The organism is Siminovitchia fortis, from assembly GCF_007681465.1.
Classification (GTDB): Bacteria; Bacillota; Bacilli; order Bacillales; family Bacillaceae_C; genus Siminovitchia; species Siminovitchia fortis.
In genome coordinates, this window is record NZ_VEKZ01000035.1 from 11149 (window position 1) to 29515 (window position 18367).

The 18367-nt window shown below is 44.5% G+C and carries 19 protein-coding genes; 17 read left to right on the forward strand and 2 right to left on the reverse strand.

The window, feature by feature from the left end:
• Positions 1-72 precede the first annotated feature (72 nt).
• The gene (mbcS, locus tag FS666_RS11995; RefSeq protein WP_120074195.1) at positions 73-1665 is read left to right on the forward strand and encodes an acyl-CoA synthetase MbcS; all 1593 of its coding nucleotides are present in this window, start codon (positions 73-75) and stop codon (positions 1663-1665) included.
• A gap of 143 nt (positions 1666-1808) precedes the next feature.
• Complete coding sequence (rarD, locus tag FS666_RS12000) at positions 1809-2723, forward strand: EamA family transporter RarD (RefSeq protein WP_120074193.1); 915 nt, start codon at positions 1809-1811, stop codon at positions 2721-2723.
• Between the two features lie 236 nt (positions 2724-2959).
• Here the strand turns inward: rarD and FS666_RS12005 are convergent, their stop codons facing one another.
• Positions 2960-3778, reverse strand: a complete 819-nt coding sequence (locus FS666_RS12005; protein WP_120074224.1) for an NAD kinase — start codon at positions 3776-3778, stop codon at positions 2960-2962.
• A gap of 147 nt (positions 3779-3925) precedes the next feature.
• On the opposite strand from FS666_RS12005, the gene sppA reads away from it, so the two are divergent.
• The 11 genes from sppA to argH all read left to right on the forward strand — a co-directional run bounded on the left by sppA (position 3926) and on the right by argH (position 13597).
• The gene (gene sppA / locus FS666_RS12010; protein WP_120074190.1) at positions 3926-4930 is read left to right on the forward strand and encodes a signal peptide peptidase SppA; all 1005 of its coding nucleotides are present in this window, start codon (positions 3926-3928) and stop codon (positions 4928-4930) included.
• Between the two features lie 15 nt (positions 4931-4945).
• Complete coding sequence (locus tag FS666_RS12015) at positions 4946-5434, forward strand: RDD family protein (RefSeq protein WP_120074188.1); 489 nt, start codon at positions 4946-4948, stop codon at positions 5432-5434.
• A gap of 51 nt (positions 5435-5485) precedes the next feature.
• Positions 5486-6190, forward strand: a complete 705-nt coding sequence (locus FS666_RS12020) for a DUF2953 domain-containing protein (protein ID WP_120074186.1) — start codon at positions 5486-5488, stop codon at positions 6188-6190.
• A complete protein-coding gene (ytfJ, locus tag FS666_RS12025) occupies positions 6096-6557 on the forward strand; it encodes a GerW family sporulation protein (RefSeq protein ID WP_120074184.1) in 462 nt (153 codons plus the stop codon). The genes FS666_RS12020 and ytfJ overlap by 95 nt, the downstream gene beginning before the upstream one ends.
• 83 nt (positions 6558-6640) lie before the next feature.
• Positions 6641-7135 (forward strand): thiol peroxidase, encoded by a 495-nt coding sequence (gene tpx, locus FS666_RS12030; protein WP_120074182.1) that lies wholly within the window; start codon positions 6641-6643, stop codon positions 7133-7135.
• A 98-nt stretch (positions 7136-7233) separates the two neighbouring features.
• Positions 7234-8229, forward strand: coding sequence for a class I SAM-dependent methyltransferase (locus FS666_RS12035; protein ID WP_120074222.1), 996 nt, complete (start codon positions 7234-7236; stop codon positions 8227-8229).
• Positions 8230-8234: 5 nt separating this feature from the next.
• Entirely contained in the window at positions 8235-9425 is a 1191-nt protein-coding gene (locus tag FS666_RS12040; RefSeq protein ID WP_120074220.1) for an acetate kinase, read from the forward strand.
• A gap of 70 nt (positions 9426-9495) precedes the next feature.
• The gene (locus tag FS666_RS12045; protein ID WP_120074179.1) at positions 9496-10338 is read left to right on the forward strand and encodes an EcsC family protein; all 843 of its coding nucleotides are present in this window, start codon (positions 9496-9498) and stop codon (positions 10336-10338) included.
• Positions 10338-10844: a MogA/MoaB family molybdenum cofactor biosynthesis protein gene (locus tag FS666_RS12050; protein WP_120074177.1), complete on the forward strand. Its 507-nt coding sequence runs from the start codon at positions 10338-10340 to the stop codon at positions 10842-10844. The genes FS666_RS12045 and FS666_RS12050 overlap by 1 nt, the downstream gene beginning before the upstream one ends.
• A gap of 144 nt (positions 10845-10988) precedes the next feature.
• Complete coding sequence (locus FS666_RS12055) at positions 10989-12230, forward strand: argininosuccinate synthase (RefSeq protein WP_120074175.1); 1242 nt, start codon at positions 10989-10991, stop codon at positions 12228-12230.
• Positions 12227-13597 carry an argininosuccinate lyase gene (gene argH, locus FS666_RS12060; RefSeq protein ID WP_120074172.1) on the forward strand — a complete coding sequence of 457 codons (1371 nt, stop codon included), beginning with the start codon at positions 12227-12229 and terminating at the stop codon, positions 13595-13597. Before FS666_RS12055 ends, argH begins: the two co-directional genes overlap by 4 nt.
• Before the next feature lie 83 nt (positions 13598-13680).
• Here argH and FS666_RS12065 read toward each other — a convergent pair whose 3' ends face one another.
• Positions 13681-14133 carry a universal stress protein gene (locus tag FS666_RS12065; protein WP_120074170.1) on the reverse strand — a complete coding sequence of 151 codons (453 nt, stop codon included), beginning with the start codon at positions 14131-14133 and terminating at the stop codon, positions 13681-13683.
• A gap of 271 nt (positions 14134-14404) precedes the next feature.
• Between FS666_RS12065 and FS666_RS12070 the strand changes: the two genes are divergently transcribed.
• The 4 genes from FS666_RS12070 (at position 14405) to FS666_RS12085 (ending at position 18309) form a co-directional block, all read left to right on the forward strand.
• Positions 14405-15247 carry a basic amino acid ABC transporter substrate-binding protein gene (locus FS666_RS12070; RefSeq protein ID WP_120074168.1) on the forward strand — a complete coding sequence of 281 codons (843 nt, stop codon included), beginning with the start codon at positions 14405-14407 and terminating at the stop codon, positions 15245-15247.
• A 267-nt stretch (positions 15248-15514) separates the two neighbouring features.
• The gene (locus FS666_RS12075; RefSeq protein WP_144462283.1) at positions 15515-16171 is read left to right on the forward strand and encodes an amino acid ABC transporter permease; all 657 of its coding nucleotides are present in this window, start codon (positions 15515-15517) and stop codon (positions 16169-16171) included.
• Positions 16168-16890 carry an amino acid ABC transporter ATP-binding protein gene (locus FS666_RS12080; RefSeq protein ID WP_120074164.1) on the forward strand — a complete coding sequence of 241 codons (723 nt, stop codon included), beginning with the start codon at positions 16168-16170 and terminating at the stop codon, positions 16888-16890. The genes FS666_RS12075 and FS666_RS12080 overlap by 4 nt, the downstream gene beginning before the upstream one ends.
• A 345-nt stretch (positions 16891-17235) precedes the next feature.
• On the forward strand, positions 17236-18309 hold the full coding sequence (locus FS666_RS12085) for a BMP family ABC transporter substrate-binding protein (RefSeq protein WP_120074161.1): 1074 nt from the start codon (positions 17236-17238) through the stop codon (positions 18307-18309).
• Positions 18310-18367: the final 58 nt, after the last annotated feature.

The window sequence follows — 18367 nt, forward strand, 5'->3', positions numbered from 1 at the left end:
ATACATATTAAGTTTTCTTATAATTTTGTATAATAGTTTGTACTACAGTTTCACAAGGGGAGGATGAAAAAAATGAAACGGGAAGACTTAATTGCACCGGATGATTATAATATCATCGACGAGTTTGAAAGGTATACTGTCCATTCAGACCGGCCGGCAATCATTTGGGAAGGCGAAAACGGGGAAACGAAAGAGATTACATATGAGGGATTATTAAAGCAGGCAAATAAAATCGGAAATGTATTCCATGATTTTGGCCTGGAAAAAGGGGATACCATTCTAATCATGATTCCGAGGCTGATTGAAGCCTATGAAGTTTATATCGCCGCTCTCAAAGCAGGAATTATTGTCATCCCAAGTTCCGAAATGCTCAAGACAAAAGATTTGGAATACCGGATCAGCCATGGCGATGTCAAGGCAGTCGTCACCTATCATCCTTACGTGAAACAGGTTGACATGGCCCAAAATGCAGAAGGTTTGATCAAGTTCTCCGTTGGCGGAGAAGCTGAGGGCTGGGGCCATTTGGAGAAATTGATGGAAGATGCCTCCGATTCGTTGAAAACAGCTGAAACGAAAAGCACGGATACAGCGTTTTTATCGTATACATCCGGAACAACAGGCAATCCGAAAGGTGTCGTTCATACACATGGCTGGGGTTACGCCCATCTTAGGACGGCAGCTGCAAAATGGTTATGCATCGAAGAGAACGATATTGTTTGGGCGACAGCGGGGCCAGGCTGGCAAAAATGGATCTGGAGCCCGTTTCTTTCCGTACTTGGCATGGGAGCCACAGGCTTTGTATACAACGGAAAGTTCGATGCCCAAAAGTACCTGTCATTAATGGATAAACACAAGGTGAACGTACTTTGCTGCACACCTACAGAATACCGGCTGATGGCAAAAGTCAATAATCTCGATCATTTTAAACTCGATCACCTGCACAGCGCCGTTTCAGCCGGCGAACCGCTAAACAGGGAAGTCATCGATGTTTTCAGACAATATTTCGGGATAAACGTACGGGATGGATACGGCCAGACAGAAAACACATTGCTTGTCGGTATTACGAAGGAAATGGAATTGAGGCCAGGCTCCATGGGAAAACCAACTCCCGGAAATACGGTTGAAATTATTAACGAACAAGGGGAAGTCTGCGCTGCCGGGGAGGTTGGCGATATTGCTGTCCATAAGGACACGCCTTCCCTTTTTAAAAAGTATTACAAAGATCCGGAAAGGACTTCCATGCAATTCAGGGGAGACTATTATATTACAGGAGACAAAGCAAAAAAGGATGAAGACGGTTATTTCTGGTTTGAAGGACGCCGCGACGACATTATCATCAGTTCAGGATATACCATTGGTCCTTTCGAGGTCGAAGACGCCCTAGTAAAGCATCCTTCCGTACAGGAATGCGCAGTTGTCGCCGCCCCCGATGAAATTAGGGGGAATATTGTTAAGGCTTTTGTTGTTTTGAAGGAAAGCGAACCGGATGATGGGGAATCCTTGAAGAAAGAACTGCAGGAGCACGTCAAACAAATGACCGCTCCATACAAATATCCGCGGGAAATCGAATTTGTATCTGAATTGCCAAAAACGGCTTCGGGTAAAATTCGCCGCGTGGAACTGAGGAAAATGGAGCAGGAAAGAATGTCAGGGCTAAATAAATAATCGCTGAAAACTTCCCTGAAAATTTAATTTTAGGGAAGTTTTTATATCTCATTACGATTTTCGCTCATTATGTGTAGTAACTTTCATTCATTTTTTATATAATGGAATTATTTCGGGAATCTAAATAGCAGGAGGACAGTCGCATGAAAAATAGATATGAAGGGATCATGAATGGCGCTGCCGCTTATTTGCTGTGGGGGTTCCTGCCGATTTATTGGAAAGCCTTGGATCATGTATCGCCTGGTGAAGTATTGGCACACCGGATATTCTGGTCATTCTGGTTTATGCTGGCCCTTATAATAATCGGCAAAAAGACATCCTCCTTCAAGGAAAGCTTCAGGCAAATGGGAAAAAGCCCAAGAGCTAGATTTGCCCTTATTGCAGTCTCCATCCTGATCAGTATCAATTGGCTTATTTTTATCTGGTCAGTCCATGCAGGAAAAATAGTTGAGACAAGTCTTGGCTATTATATTAATCCTCTTATCAGCATCGTCCTGGGTGTGTTTGTTTTGAAAGAAAAACTGGTGCGCACCCATATCGTCGCCTTTTTTCTTGCTTTGGCCGGTGTGCTTTTTCTTACGGTTTCCTATGGGCAATTTCCGTGGATTTCATTTGCACTTGCTTTGACATTCGGCTTGTACGGGCTGATCAAAAAAGTGCTCCCGTTTGATTCTTCCATCGGATTAACTTTGGAGACAATGGTTGTCACGCCAATCGCCCTCATATATATTATTTTGATGACGATAAAGGGCACCCATGTTTCTTTTTCGGGAGACTTGAAAACCGATATTTTCATGATTGCTTCCGGAGCTGCAACCGCCTTGCCATTGTTATTATTTGCCAAAGGGGTCCGGAAGGTCCCGCTCTATTTAATGGGTTTCCTGCAATATATCGCACCGACCATCATGCTGTTTCTCGGCGTATTTTTATACCACGAGCCGTTTGGGACCGCCAGGCTCATTGCCTTCGCCTTTATTTGGGCTGCCTTGTTGATCGTTTCGCTTTCCACCGTCAAATGGTCCGGCATGCATTCCAAACAGCGGAATAAGATTGCATAAGAAAACCGGGCGTTTGACCCGGTTTTCTATTTCAAAAGTAAAGAATGTATAACTTGATATGAAAAATTTTTTCGAAAGAAGCCTTTCTCTGTCCAACTCCAGCGCCCAGCGACTAGCAAACTTCGCACTCCTCCACTACGATAAGTCAACATCGGCTCCTTCGTCGCCGTGTTTCCTTTATCTCATTGCGGAGTGCTCCAGTTTGTACGTCGCTAAACGGGCGCTTGCGCTTTTCTTTATAAAAACGTTCTTTTCACTTTTTCCCAAAAGGAATTATTTTTTAGCTTGACGGTTTTGATGACTTTATCGCTCAGTCGAATATTCACTTCTTTTACATGCTGGATGCTCATCGCTTCATTGTCCATTCCCATTGTGGGGAAAACATTTCCTTCCTGGGCAACTTTCAGTGTAAGTGTCCGTTCTTTGCTTAATAAAAACGGGGATCCGAGAGTCCGGTAGCGGTTGCTGTTCAAAGAGGCCATTTCATTTACCTGGAGGCACGGAAGCAGCGGATCGACCACCGCACCCCGGACCGATTTGTTATAAGCTGTACTGCCTGTCGGCGTGGCAATGACCATGCCGTCTCCCCGAAATGTTTCAAAATGGAGGCCGTCAATGAATACGTCAAGGACCAATGTTTTGATGATGGCGGAGCGGATCGTAAATTCGTTCAGGCAATAAAAGGAAGCATCATGGTCAATGTCGACTTGAATGACCGGGTATTTTCTTACTTCCACTTGCTCCATTTTCATGGCCTCGATCATTTCCGGCAAATTGTCGATTTGAAAATCGCAATATAATCCGCGGAATTGATCATCGTCAATCCCCAAATAGACAACATCCTGACGAAACCCTGTCCTGCGGACTGCCTGAAGGAACGTTCCATCCCCTCCGATGCTCGCAATGATATTTGCATTCTCCGGCTGCTCAACAATTGTAAAACCGTAACTTTTGGCGGCTTCATGCAAAGACGTCACTTTCTCTGCCAATTTTTTGTCATTTTGATAAAAGATGTGTTTATAGAAAAAGTAAATATTTTTTCTGAAGTCGCTCATTTTGTCACGCTCCTCGCAATAAAAACGGTCATGCTTTCTTAGCCTTCTATTTTTTGTTACAATGTTGACTATGTTTTTTAAGTTTAACATGAATATGAAACTCTTTGAAATGTCATCCGTATGAAAAAAGGAAGGGAGGAGTTTTTAGTGAATGGAAAGAGATGGGCAGCACTTGGCATAGCTGCAGGTGTATTTTTCTTTTCAATTATCGTCAATATGGCGAGTGCGTTCATTTTTGGGGATTTCTCAAAAATGTTCAAAGAAAATATGATGCCCGGCCAGGCTTTTAGTGAAGAAGTGATCGATTCAGGAAATACGCTAAAACGAATTGCTGTCCTTGAGGTGGACGGAGTGATTCAAGATACGGGGGATGCACGGTCTTATCTTTCATCACCCGGTTATTCCCACAGGGATTTCATGAAACAGCTGAATCAAGTGAAAGAGGACAGTAGCATCAAAGGAATTGTTTTGCGTGTCAATTCACCGGGAGGCGGTACGAATGAATCGGCTGAAATCCGCCATAAACTCGTAGAAATACAAAAAGAAACGAAAAAACCGGTATATGTATCTATGGGGTCGATGGCAGCTTCCGGCGGTTATTACATATCCGCCCCTGCAGATAAAATTTTTGCGAGCACCGAAACCCTGACAGGATCACTGGGCGTCATTATGCAAGGTGTGAACTACAGTGATTTAACAGATAAAATCGGAATTGATTTTATGACAATCAAAAGCGGAAAGTATAAAGATATCATGAGCGGACACCGGAAGATGACGGCGGACGAAGTGAAAATACTGGAAAGCATGCTGACAAATTCCTATAACGAATTTGTCAGGATTATTGCTGAAGGCCGCGATATGAAGGAAGATCAGGTCCGCAAAATTGCTGACGGACGGGTTTATGACGGGCGCCAGGCAAAGGAACTGAATTTGATTGATGACTTCGGCTATACGGAAGATGTCATTGAGGCAATGAAAAAAGATTACAAGTTGAAGGATGCCGAAGTGTTCAAATATTCCTCAACTCCCGGTCTGGGATCGCTCTTTTCCATGACCGCGCAAAAATTCTCCGGAGGCTCTGAAATGGGCGAGCTGGTGAACATGTTATCACAGCCGAATTCACCTAGGGCAATGTATTTATATGCCCAATGATGGAGGTGTCAACTAATGGATGAAATGCAAACGACCGAAATCCGCAGAACGGTTCCGCAGCCTGCTTTCCAATACGGCGGTTTTTGGATGAGATTCTGGGCTTATCTGCTTGACCTGGCTGTCATAGCAGCAGTGGGCGGAATTATTGTAAAGCCGCTGTTCCGGGCATTGGATCTTCAGCTTTCCGCCAGCGGAATTTTCACGCATGTCAACATTGCCAGTGCGCTGGTTTTTTACCTGTACTTTGTCCTGATGACAAAGTTTTTCGGACAGACACTTGGAAAAATGGTCTTCGGCTTAAAGGTCATTCCGTTGAATGATGAAAGGCTGAGCTGGAGTACAGTGATTTTCAGAGAGTGGATCGGACGCTATATTTCCGCCACCATCTGGATTTTATATGTCATCGCTGCATTTACTCCAAAGAAACAGGCATTGCATGATATGTTTGCCGACACTGCCGTTATTCATGAACGCACACAGACGGCTGAACCCGCTTATTCTTAAGCGGGTTTATTTTTTTATCGCTTCGGTGAAACTGGTAACCGGAGGCGTGAAATGATTTGGAACGTTTTTGCAATTGCTTCGGCTATTTTAATATTGATCATGGCAGCCGTATTCATATCCAGAATTAAAGTGAAAGTTTTTTTCAGGATGCAAAATTTATCCGAATGTACGCTGGCCATACATTTGTCAGCAGCCTATGGCCTTGTCCGGATCAAAAGATCCCTGGACATTAAAAAGCAGATTGACAATCTGGTTAATGATGAAGAAAAATCAGCGGAAGCCGTTGATAAATGGCAAAGAAAGCTTGAAGGTAAAACGAATGAAGATTTGATTAAGCATTTAAAGGATCCCATTTTAGAAGCCCTTAAAAAATGGACAATCCATTATTTTATATGGAGAACCGGAGCGGGAACCGGGGATGCAGCCGTGACGGGGAGGCTGGCAGGCGCTGCTTGGTCCGTAAAGGGGGTCATTGAGGCATGTCTGAAGCGGTATATCCCGATGAAAAAAACTCCCGAGCTTTCTTTTTCCCCTTTCTTCCAGGCTGTTGGATTTGAATCCCAACTTTCCTGTATGGTATCGATTCGGACGGGAAAAGCTATATTGACGATACTTGGACTATATAAGAAATGGAAGAAGCTGAATAACAGGAGGATCGAAAATAATGGAACATCCAATCAAGGGTTTAATGACGACAGCGATGGAAAATTTGAAAGAAATGATCGACGTGAATACGATCGTTGGAGATCCGGTTGAAACTCCGGACGGCGGAGTGATCCTGACAGTATCCAAGGTCGGCTTCGGTTTTGCGACGGGCGGCAGTGAATTTTCAGCAGGAGGAGACTCCTACTCAATGGATTCTTCAGATGATGAATCGGCGGGACTTCCTTTTGGAGGGGGAAGCGGAGGCGGAGTTTCTATAACGCCTATTGCTTTTTTGGTCGTCAACTCCCAAGGAGTGAACATGCTGCGTCTGGAACAAAACACTCACTTGTTTGAAAAAATGGTGGATATGGCGCCGGTTGCCTTTGATAAAATCCAGATGATGCTGAAGAACACTCAGTCTGGACAATCAAATAAGCGGAAATCGGAAGAGAAGCAACAGCTCGACTATGATATTTGACTTCGCCGCTGGCAGCTTTTTCCTTGCTATTTCAAGGGCATTCCTGGATGATAAAAGAGAAAATGGACAAGGAGGAATGATGTATGCCAGAAGTTACGTTTATAGGAAATCCGGTCACGTTGGCAGGGAATGCCGTAAAACCGGGGGATAAAGCTCCGGATTTTACCGTCTTGGACCAAGAGCTTTCAGAAGTCAAACTAAGTGATTTCACCGGTGTGCGGGTAATCAGCGTAGTTCCGTCAGTTGATACCGGTGTCTGTGCTGCGCAAACAAAGCGGTTCAATGAAGAGGCTGCCCTTGAAAATGCAACAATATTGACTATATCTGTAGACCTCCCGTTCGCTCAAAAGCGTTGGGCGGAAGAAAACGGGTTAACCCAGGCAAAGATTTTTTCCGATCACAGGGATCTTTCTTTCGGTGAAGCATATGGTGTCATCATGAAGGAATTCAGGCTCCTTGCACGAAGTGTATTTGTCATCGACAGCAATGGCCAGGTCACTTATGCGGAATATGTAAGTGAAGGAACGAACCATCCGAACTACGAGGCGGCCATTGAAGCAGCGAAAAAAGCCCGATAAAGAATTCTCCCCCCGGTATCACCGGGGTTTTTTTCTTGTTTATGATGGGGGACATCGATAAAATATTAGGAAGAAGTTTGTTGCGGGGTGGAAATTCATTGAAGAAATTGCCGGTAGAAAAATTATTTTCACTGTTCAATGATACAGCGGAAATTTTGCAGGAAGAATTGCAGTGTACCTATTTGGAAGCTCTCGCAGAGACGGGAGAGAATATTTTTCAGCAGCAAATTGTGCAGCCTGAGGTAAGTGAAATTACGAAAAAGAGGCTGGAAAAGAAATATTCGGAAATTCAATTGCCTGCATACAAAAGCGATGACATTCGAAGGGCATATCAATTTGCCATTTTAAAAGGAATGAAAGACAACGTTCAGGCCAATCATCAAATGACGCCTGACACACTTGGTTATTTTATAAGCTATTTAATCGGAAAATTCACGGATGGCCAAAAAGATATTTCGATTCTTGATCCTGCCGTCGGAACAGGCAATCTGTTATTTGCCATTTTAAATAGGAAAGAACAGGACGTGAGGATGGAAGCTTACGGTGTAGATGTCGACGATCTGCTTTTAAAGCTTGGCTATATCGGAGCGAATTTGCAGATGCAGTCAGTGGAATTTTTCAACCAGGACGCCCTGAAACCTCTTTTTATCGATCCGGTTGATGTAGTTGTCTGCGACTTGCCGGTCGGATACTATCCGGATGATGCCAACGCGGCAAATTTCTCGCTGAGAAGAGAGGAAGGACATTCATACGCGCATCACCTGTTTATTGAACAAAGTATCAAACATGCCAAACCCGGCGGTTATTTATTTTTCCTAATACCAAATGGCCTGTTTGAATCGGAAGAAGCTCCAAAACTGCATGAATACTTGAAAGAGACGGTCTATATTCAGGCAGTATTACAGCTTCCGCTTTCCATGTTTGCAAGCGGCCGGGCTGCCAAAAGCATTTTGGTCCTTCAGAAGAAAAAGCCGGGGGTAAAACCGCCGGGAGAAGTTCTGTTGGCTTCTATTCCGAAGCTGTCCAACAAAGAGGCGATGGATCGGATTCTTATAAAAATGGAGAATTGGTTTGATGAAAATAAAAAGGGATGATTGGTTTGGCAAAAGTGATTGCGGTCAATGCCGGGAGCTCGTCCATTAAATTCCGGCTTTTTCAAATGCCTGATGAAAAAGTCGTTGCAAAGGGATTGATCGAGCGGATCGGCTTGCCGGGTTCTTTATTGTCCATGTCGGTAAATGAAAAAAGGTTCAAAGAAAAGCTTGAAATTCCCAATCACGAAACGGCGATCAAGCTGCTTTTGGACCGGCTGGTAACAAATGGCGCCATTCAGTCTCTTGGAGATTTAGACGGGATCGGCCACAGGGTTGTCCATGGGGGAGAAAAGTTCAATGACTCGGTGTTGATTACGGATACGGCCTTGGAAGAGATTGAAGACCTCGTCGAGCTGGCGCCGCTTCATAATCCAGCCAATATTGCCGGGATTAAAGAATTTCAAAAGGTGCTTCCCGATGTTCCCCAGGTGGCCGTCTTTGATACGGCATTCCATCAGACAATGCCTGAAAGTTCATTTCTGTATAGCCTGCCGTATGATTACTATAAAAAATTCGGCATCCGCAAATACGGTTTCCATGGAACATCACACAAATATGTCACACAGAGGGCGGCGGAAATTCTTGGACGCCCGATCGAGCAGCTGCGGCTTATTTCCTGCCATTTGGGAAACGGCGCCAGTATCGCCGCAATCAAGGGAGGAAAGTCAATTGATACGTCCATGGGATTTACGCCCCTTGCGGGCGTAACGATGGGGACAAGATCGGGAAATATCGATCCGGCGCTCATACCTTATTTAATGGAAAAAACAGATAAGACAGCCGATGAAGTACTGGACATTTTGAATAAGAAATCCGGAATGCTCGGCGTATCCGGTTTCTCCAGCGATCTGCGGGATATTGAACTTGAGGCCTCCCGGGGAAACCACCGGGCAGAGCTGGCTTTGGATATATTTGCCGACCGGATTCACAAGTATCTCGGTTCATATGCAGCGCGGATGTCCGGAGTGGATGCCATCATTTTCACAGCCGGCATCGGGGAAAACAGCAGCTTTATCCGGGCAAAAGTTTTGAAAGGACTTCAATTCATGGGAGTGTATTGGGATCCCGATTTGAATAAAGTGACAGGGAAAGAGGCTTTTCTTAATTACTCCTATTCACCTGTAAAAGTGCTTGTGATCCCTACGAATGAAGAAATCATGATTGCACGCGATGTCATGCGGTTCATATTCGCCTGATGTGACTGCTTTGTGTTTTACCGTCTGCTTCTCTATACTAAGTAAATAAATATGCGGAAGGGTGATGGCAATGGATTGGACAAAAAGAGATGAACAGATGTTGGAAGATTTGCAGGAATGGCGCCAAACTTTATTTGAATATGAAACGACAGACATTGAGAACGCCTACGATAAGTGGATGGAACAAGCTTTTTCATTATTGCCTGATTCATTGCAAATCCAATTTTTTGAGAAGCTCGACGGATGGCTGTTCCATTTGAATTCGCTGCTCAGGGAATCGCAATTGCAAACTGATGCAAAGGAGCGGATTTTGCGGACAGCCCGTTCCATGAATGGTGACATTAATACTTTGGAGGATTTGAGGGACTACTTATCGATCGATCAACTGACATTCCTTGCCGAACAGCAGGCGGCGAGGCACAGGCTTTATTCATTCGCGCAGGGAGGCATGACGGGTTCAGGTAAAACGCTACTGGTTGGAAGCGATTTAGTCGCAATGGCTGTCATTAATCTGCGGGCTGTCCAATTGATGGCCATGTCTTTCGGCTATAATGTCCAGTCGCCGGCCGGATTGCTGGAGACACTTAAGGTTTTCCATACGGCCACAATGCCTGACCGGCTTAAAATGTTCGGCTGGGAAGATTTGATCAATGACCTGCAAAAGGGCGACGAGCAATTCTATTATCATGAACATGAGCGGATAACGGACTCCTCATGGATTGACGAGCCCCTGAAGCATCTGTTGAAGGCCAGCCTTATTTTAAAGCTGTCAAGGAAGAAGGTTTCGGGGCTTCCTCTTGCATCCATGGCTATTGGTGCAGGCGTCAATTATAAAACTACGAGAAAAATAACAGATTTTACATTAAAATACTACCAATATAAACATTTGCTGATCAAAAGCGGTGAAATTTAATGAGTGTGCGTGAACATAAAAAAGAAGCGCCGTCATCGGTTACGTGTGCGGTCATTACTGTGAGCGACACGAGGACGGAAGAGACAGATAAAAGCGGTAAGCTTATGATGAGCCTGCTTCAGGAAAACGGACATGAAGTCGGATATTATGCCATGGTCAAGGATGACAAAGATTCTATCACTGCCGCGTTCCGTGAAGCGGCAGACAGTCCGGATGTACAGGCTGTCTTGATCAACGGCGGGACAGGGATCGCCAAACGGGATATTACCATAGAAACGATTTCCCCTTTCTTTGAAAAGGAGATTGTCGGATTTGGAGAGTTGTTCCGGATGGTCAGCTACCTGGAGGACATCGGGTCGGCAGCCATTATGTCACGGGCGGCCGCGGGAACATACAGGAACAAAGCTGTCTTTGTCACACCGGGATCAAGCGGCGCTGTCCGTACAGCCATGGAAAAATTGATCCTAAAAGAACTGGGACATGTGATCAGGGAACTAAAAAAATAGGGGTCAGGCCCCCGCTGCGTTAATGCATTACCACTTTAACGTGACGGGGGCCTGACCCCTTTTATACATTTTACTGAATATCTATTGAACCTCATGGAATTGTATGTTATTATCCATATATCAAATGATTAAAAATTAATTTTTATGTATAATAATACATTCCAAAACGGAGGGTTTTTTGTGAAAAAGAAAGTTGTTCTTGCTTATTCCGGCGGGTTGGATACGTCGGTTGCAGTTAAATGGTTTATTGATAAAGGGTATGAAGTCATTGCATGCTGTCTTGATGTCGGGGAAGGCAAAGATTTGAAATTCGTGAAAGAAAAAGCTTTGGACATGGGAGCAACAAAGAGCTACATGATTGATGCGAAGGAAGAGTTCGCCCAGGACTTTGTGCTTCCGGCGTTGCAGGCACATGCGATGTATGAAAATAAATATCCGCTTGTTTCCGCTTTGTCCAGACCATTGATTGCCAAAAAATTGGTCGAAGTGGCCGAAAAGGAAAACGCGGATGCAGTAGCCCACGGCTGTACAGGTAAAGGAAACGACCAAGTGCGTTTTGAGGTTTCCATCAAAGCATTGAATCCTGACTTGGAAGTTTTGGCACCTGTCCGTGACTGGAGCTGGTCACGCGAAGAAGAAATTGAATATGCGAAAGAGAAAGGTGTTCCGATTCCAATCGATTTGGACAGCCCATACTCCATTGATCAAAACCTATGGGGAAGAAGCAACGAATGCGGAATCTTGGAAGATCCTTGGACAGCTCCTCCGGAAGATGCCTATGATCTTACAGCAGCCCTTGAAGATACACCGGATCAGCCTGATGTGGTCGAAATCGAATTCGAAAAAGGTGTTCCAGTTGCGATCGACGGCAAGAAATATACTTTAAGCGACCTGATACTTCACTTGAATTCCGTTGCCGGAAAACACGGCGTCGGAAGAATCGACCATGTCGAAAACAGACTTGTCGGCATTAAATCCCGTGAAGTGTACGAATGCCCTGGAGCAATCACTTTGCTGACTGCGCATAAAGAGCTGGAAGACTTGACGCTTGTAAAAGATATCGGTCATTTCAAGCCTGTCATCAGCAAAAAATTAACGGAAATGATTTATGATGGCTTATGGTTCTCGCCGCTGACACCAGCTCTTGAAGCATTCCTTCAAGAAACACAGCAGTATGTCAACGGCACTGTCCGTGTGAAACTGTTTAAAGGCCATGCGATTGTAGAAGGAAGAAAATCACCGAACTCACTGTATGACGAAAAACTTGCGACATATACATCAGAAGACGAGTTCGATCAATCTGCATCTGTCGGTTTCATTAAGCTCTGGGGATTGCCGACTGAAGTCCACAGCTCTGTGAATAAAAAGGATCCAGTCAAACAATGAAAAAATTATGGGGAGGCCGCTTTTCCAAGACGCCAGAGCAATGGATCGAGGAGTTTGGGGCCTCCATCTCCTTTGACCAGCAGTTAGTCTTGGAAGATATCGAAGGTTCGCTTGCTCATGTGAAAATGCTCGGCAAGACAGGCATTTTAACACAGGATGAAAGCGAGCTGATTCAAGCCGGCCTTTTGAAGCTGAAGGAAAAAGCGCAAGCAGGGGAACTGGAGTATTCCGTTTCTGAAGAGGATATCCACTTGAATCTGGAAAAGATGCTGATTGATGAAATCGGCCCGGCAGGCGGCAAGCTTCATACAGGAAGAAGCCGTAATGACCAGGTGGCCACCGACATGCATTTATATTTGAAAAAACAGGTGCAAGTGATCATTGCTCATATCAAGGAAATGCAAGCTGCCCTTGTTGGGCAGGCAGAGAAACATGTGGAAACCATTCTGCCTGGCTACACACATTTGCAAAGGGCGCAGCCTATTTCATTCGGCCATCACCTTCTGGCTTATTTCTGGATGCTTGAACGCGATAAACAGCGCTTTGAGGAAAGCCTGAAAAGAATCGATATTTCTCCGCTGGGTGCAAGTGCTCTTGCAGGGACAACTTTCCCGATCGACCGCCAATATTCAGCGGAGCTGCTCGGTTTTTCCAGTGTATATGAAAACAGCATGGATGCTGTGAGCGACCGAGATTTCATCGTGGAATTTTTGAGCAACTCAGCTTTGGCCATTACTCATTTGACGAGACTGGCTGAAGAGATCATCCTATGGTCAAGCAAAGAATTCAGCTTCATCGAACTCGACGATACGTATGCGACCGGAAGCAGCATCATGCCGCAGAAGAAAAACCCTGATATGGCAGAACTGATTCGTGGAAAAAGCGGAAGAGTCTTTGGAAATCTCCTAAGCATGCTGACGATTTTAAAAGGTTTGCCTATGACCTATAACAAAGATATGCAAGAAGACAAAGAGGGCATGTTTGATACAGTCCATACGATGGTCGGTTCATTGAAAATTTTTGCGGGAATGATTGAAACGATGACGGTTAAGGCAGATGTCATGGAAGAAGCGGTCAATCAGGACTTTTCTAATGCTACCGAGCTGGCAGACTATCTGGCGGCAAAAGGAATCCCGTTCCGTGAAGCGCATGAAATCGTCGGGAAGCTTGTGTTGTATTGTATCAACAAGAACTGCTATTTGTTGGATCTGACTCTGGAAGAATTCAAGGAAGCCTGCGGTGAAATCTCCGATGATGTTTATGGCGTGCTGTCACCGACAGAAGCGGTTAGAAGGAGAAACTCATACGGCGGAACAGGATTTGACCAGGTCAAAATTCAATTGGAACAAGCGAAAAAGCTTATATAAAAAAAGAGCGTTTCCCTTACGGGATAACGCTCTTTTCATAGGGTTGGCCTGTCCAACTCTAACAGGGACTGGCGCTATGGCGATTACTCTTCAACTTCCGTTCTGACAACGAGGACATCACATTTGGCAGAACGAGTAATGTTTTCGGATACGCTTCCGATGAGCAGGCGCTCTACAGCATTCAGTCCTGTAGCTCCACAGACGATCAAGTCAGCATTCAAATCTTTGGCTGCCTGCTTGGAGATGACGACTTTCGGCGAGCCATGTTCAATCAACGTCTCAACATTCGTCAGGCCTTCCGCTTCAGCTTCTTTCTTGTATCCTGCCAGAAGCTCCTCAGCGTATGTTCTTGCCCTTTCAGCCATGGTGACATCGTACGCCTCAACAGCACCATATGATCTTGTGTCGACAACATGGATGAGAGTCAGCTTTGCATCATTGTTTCTTTTGGCAACCTGTACGGCTTTTTTAAATGCCCACTCCGCTTGTTTTGATCCATCAACAGCAACTAGAATATTTTTGTAAGACAAATCCATAAAAAATCGCCTCCTTTTCTTTATTTTAACATCTTTGGAAGAGTATATCTCTTTCGAACCGTAAATAATAGGAAAAGAGAAGACAGCTGCATTCACAGAAAAAACATATTTTTATTTTTGATAATAAGGAATTATATGAAAATAAAGTTTTTGTATAAAAATGCATAAAAATCATTGATTATAAGTTCGTTACAAGCTATTCTTAAATAGTAAGAAATACCGAAATCTCAATCAATTATACGAATTGCACAAATGAAAGAGGGGCATACAGTTGAAAACATCTATGAAGAAAACATTATTCTCCATTATTGCAGGATCTGCTCTTGTTTTATCAGCATGCGGAGGCGGCGGGGCTGAAAAAGATTCAGCAGATAAAGGCGGAGCAAAAACTGAGGAAAAGAAAGTATTGAATGTTGGTACAGAAGCAACATTTGCGCCTTTCGAATTTATGGAAAAGGGCGAAGTGACAGGGTTCGACGTAGATTTGTTGAACGCGGTAGCTGAAGAAGCCGGATATGAAGTGAAAATTGATAACACTGGCTGGGATGCCATGTTTGCAGGCCTTCAAAGCAAGCAGCTGGATATCGGTATGGCAGGCGTCACCATTACGGATGAGAGAGTTGAATCTTACGATTTCTCAGACCCATATTTTGAATCAAAAACAATGATCGCTTTCAAAGAAGGTAAAGTGGATATAAAAACGGCGAAAGACTTGAAAGGGAAAAAATTAGGAGTTCAAAACGGTACTACCGGCCAATTCGCTGCTGAAAAAGTGGCAGGAAAAAATTCTCCTGACATTTCCAAATACGAAACTGCCGCTCTCATGTTCCAGGCATTGCAAGGCGACAACGTCCAAGCTGCCGTAACGGACATTGCAGTTGCATTGGAGTATCAAAAAAACAACCCTGATGCAGGAATTCAAACTGTCACGGATGATGAAGAATTCGAGTCAGAATATTACGGAATTGTTTTTCCGAAAGGAAGCGGACTAGTAGATGAGTTTAACTCAGCACTTAACACTGTAATAGATAACGGAAAATATGCTGAGATCTATAAAAAATGGTTTGATAAAGAGCCGGATGTCGAGGCTTTAAAGAAAGCGGCTGAGAAATAAGAAAAGCGCAAGCGCCTTGCTCAGCGCGGGCAAGCAAGACGCTTCCCGAGGAGGCAGCTTTTCAGCCACCACAGGGAAGCGGCTTGATCCTTGCGGGGATAGGCGCTGGAGCTGGACACACTCGTTATGGAGAGAAGGCTTAATGTACTTTACACTTTCTTATTTTTAGAATATCAATACGGCTGTCCAATAATGGTGTTCACCTGCGGATAGCCGGTTTTTTTAGCTATTGACATTGGACAGGCAAACAAGGAAAGGTGACACCCAATGAACATTCGGTATGATATTATATTAGATTATTTGCCTTTATTTATAAAAGGAACGTTGTTGACGCTGGGACTGACAGTTGCCGGGGTAGCACTTGGGCTGATTATTGGACTTTTGATCGGGCTTGGAAAAATGGCCGACAGGCTATGGGTCCGTCTGCCATTTATTTGGTATATCAACTTCTTTAGGGGAACTCCATTTTTAGTGCAAATCCTTCTTATTCATTTCGGCGTTGTGCCTTTGTTTATGAGCCCTGCCAACCCGATTGTTTCTGCCATTATTGCTCTGGCTCTCAATTCTGCGGCCTATATGGCGGAAATTTTCAGGGCCGGCATTCAATCGATTGATAAAGGGCAAGTGGAAGCAGCTCGTTCTCTGGGGATGACCCATAGGCAGGCAATGAAGCTTGTTATTTTACCGCAGGCCTTTAAACGAATGATCCCGCCGCTCGGAAATGAATTCATCTCATTATTGAAGGAAACTTCGCTGGCAGCGATCATTGCGGCACCTGAGCTCATGTATTGGGGGCGTGCCGCGCAAGGGCAATATATCCGTGTATGGGAACCTTACATTACAGTGGCAATCATTTATTTGATCCTTACCTTATCATTGACCTACTTGATGAACTTCATTGAAAGGAGGATGAAGACTGAATGATCTCTGTGAAAAATTTGAAAAAGTCCTTCGGAGACAATGAAGTGCTCAAAGATATATCACTGGAAGTGAAACCGCAGGAAGTCGTCGTTGTCATCGGCCCTTCAGGATCAGGAAAGTCTACCTTCATCCGCTGCCTGAATCTCCTTGAGTCTGTAACGGGCGGCCATGTATATGTGACAGGGAAAGATCTTACTAATAAAAAAACCGACATCAACGAAATCCGCAAAGATGTCGGCATGGTGTTCCAGCATTTCAACTTGTTTCCACATAAAACCGTTTTGGAGAACATTACGATGGCCCCGATCAATGTCAAAGGAATTTCAAAACAGGAAGCAAATAAAATAGCGATGGACCTCCTTCATAAAGTCGGTTTGGCCGATAAAGCGGATGTCTACCCTGATTCTTTGTCCGGTGGCCAGAAGCAGCGTGTAGCCATTGCCAGGGCGCTGGCAATGGAGCCGAAGGTCATGCTTTTTGACGAACCGACATCAGCGCTTGACCCTGAAATGGTCGGTGAAGTCCTCGAAGTCATGAAGCAGCTCGCCAAAGACGGGATGACAATGGTTGTTGTCACACATGAAATGGGTTTTGCCAGGGAAGTCGGGGATCGCGTCATTTTTATGGACAATGGTTATATCGTCGAAGAAAATGAACCTGCAAAGCTTTTTTCCGACCCGCAGCATGAACGGACGAAAGCTTTCTTGGGAAAGGTTTTATAAGAGTGCAAGCCTGTTCCAATGGTGCGGGCTTTTGCTACCCTTGCAAATTTATTTGCAGGGGTTATTTTCATTTGCTTTTTTTTCATAAAGGTTGTGTAAAAAAATATGAATGTGGTATTATTCATTTTAAGTAAATGATTAAAAATATTTATAATCTTCCGAATAAGAAAGGGGTGAGGCCCAAAGCAAAAAACTTGATTCTGGAACACAGGTTCATCAAAAGAGAATCATGAGCAGGAGGACCAAATGGAACTGTAACCCGGGCAGGAGCCCAAGCATCCATGCCTGATTTGGATGAGACTTTGCAGTTTCTTGAAAAAATCAAAATGAAAAGGGGCGTCGGATATGAGGAAAACATCTAATTCCAAATTGCTTTTTGCCATTTTTATCAGTATCGTGCTCATTCTGGCTGCGTGCGGCGGAAATAAATCATCCGGTGAAAAAGACAGCGGCAAAGAAGGCGGCAGCGGAGATTCAGGCGGCGAACTTTCCGTGGGTTATTATGTAAACGCTACACTCGGTGACAAGTCATTCTTTGACTCAGTAAAACGCGGAGTGGATCAGGCGGAAAAAGAACTGGGCTATAAGGTTAAAACTATTGAAGGCGGAACGAATCAAGGTGACTGGCACGCCGGAATTGAATCGATGGTCTCAAGCGGCAAGTATGATGTCATTTTGGTCGGGACAAGCCAAACAGTAGAAATGGTGGACGAATTGGCGCAAAAATATCCGGATCAAAAATTCATATTCTTTGATGATGTTGTAGACCAGCCAAGCGTTTATTCCATGACATACTCCCAGAGTGAAGGATCATTTCTTGCCGGTGCATTCGCGGGGCTGGTGACAACGAGTGATGAACTTGAAGGCGCGAATCCTGAAAAGGTGATCGGATTTGTTGGCGGAATGGACATCCCCATCATTAATGATTTTAAATCAGGCTATGAACAAGGTGCGCATTATGTAGATAAGGATATTAAAGTCGTTTCTTCTATTATCGGTAACTTTGCAGACGCTCCCAAAGCGAAGGAGCTGACCCTTTCACAAATCAATTCGCAAAAAGCCGATATTGTCTATCAGGTTGCGGCAGCAGCCGGTCTCGGTGTATTGGAAGCAGCAAATGAAAAAGGCGTCTATTCCATCGGTGTGGACAGCAACCAAAACGATATTCATCCAGGAAGCGTCCTGACGTCCATGATGAAAAACCTGGACATTTCGACGTTCCGCGCTCTGGAAATGTTCCAGGCGGGAGAATTGCCTTTTGGAACACACGAGGAACTTGGTGTTAAAGAAGAAGGTGTCGGGCTTGCACAGGATGACCTTTATAATGAGCATGTCCCTCAGTCGATCCGCGACCAGATGGAAGATATCCAGAAGAAGCTCGCCGACGGCGAAATAGAAGTAAAATCGACCCTGAAATAATACATTGCATGAATGGGCCGGGACAAGGGAAAACCGTCCCGGCTTTTCTAAAATAGGG